Genomic DNA, 391 nt, shown 5'->3' on the forward strand with positions numbered 1-391 from the left:
AAGCACCAGCGTACAGATGATCACCAGCGTCAACTGGACGCCAATAAACATGCGGAACTCCGGATCGCGCCAGTACACCTTCAGGCTTCGCCCACTCAGTAAAGAGAAGTGCAGACCGTAGTTACAACCGGAGATCAGCAGGAAGATAGCAATAATAGTGTTAATCGTCGGGCTGTCGAAGTAGCCCACGCTGGCATCGTGCGTGGAGAACCCACCGATAGCGATAGTCGCAAAGCTGTGCCCGATGGCATCGAAAGCGGGCATTCCGGCAAACCACAGCGCCAGGGCGCAGGCGACCGTCAACAAGACATAAATCAGCCACAGGGTTTTTGCCGTCTCCGCAATACGCGGACGCATTTTGTTATCTTTTAGCGGGCCGGGCATTTCAGCC

1 protein-coding gene is annotated in these 391 nt (G+C 55.0%); it reads right to left on the reverse strand.

The window, feature by feature from the left end:
* A partial coding sequence (locus C0Z18_RS32530) for a potassium transporter TrkG (RefSeq protein ID WP_332888230.1) occupies positions 1-391 on the reverse strand: 391 nt, incomplete at both ends.

The organism is Trinickia dabaoshanensis, from assembly GCF_002879885.1.
GTDB lineage: Bacteria > Pseudomonadota > Gammaproteobacteria > Burkholderiales > Burkholderiaceae > Trinickia > Trinickia dabaoshanensis.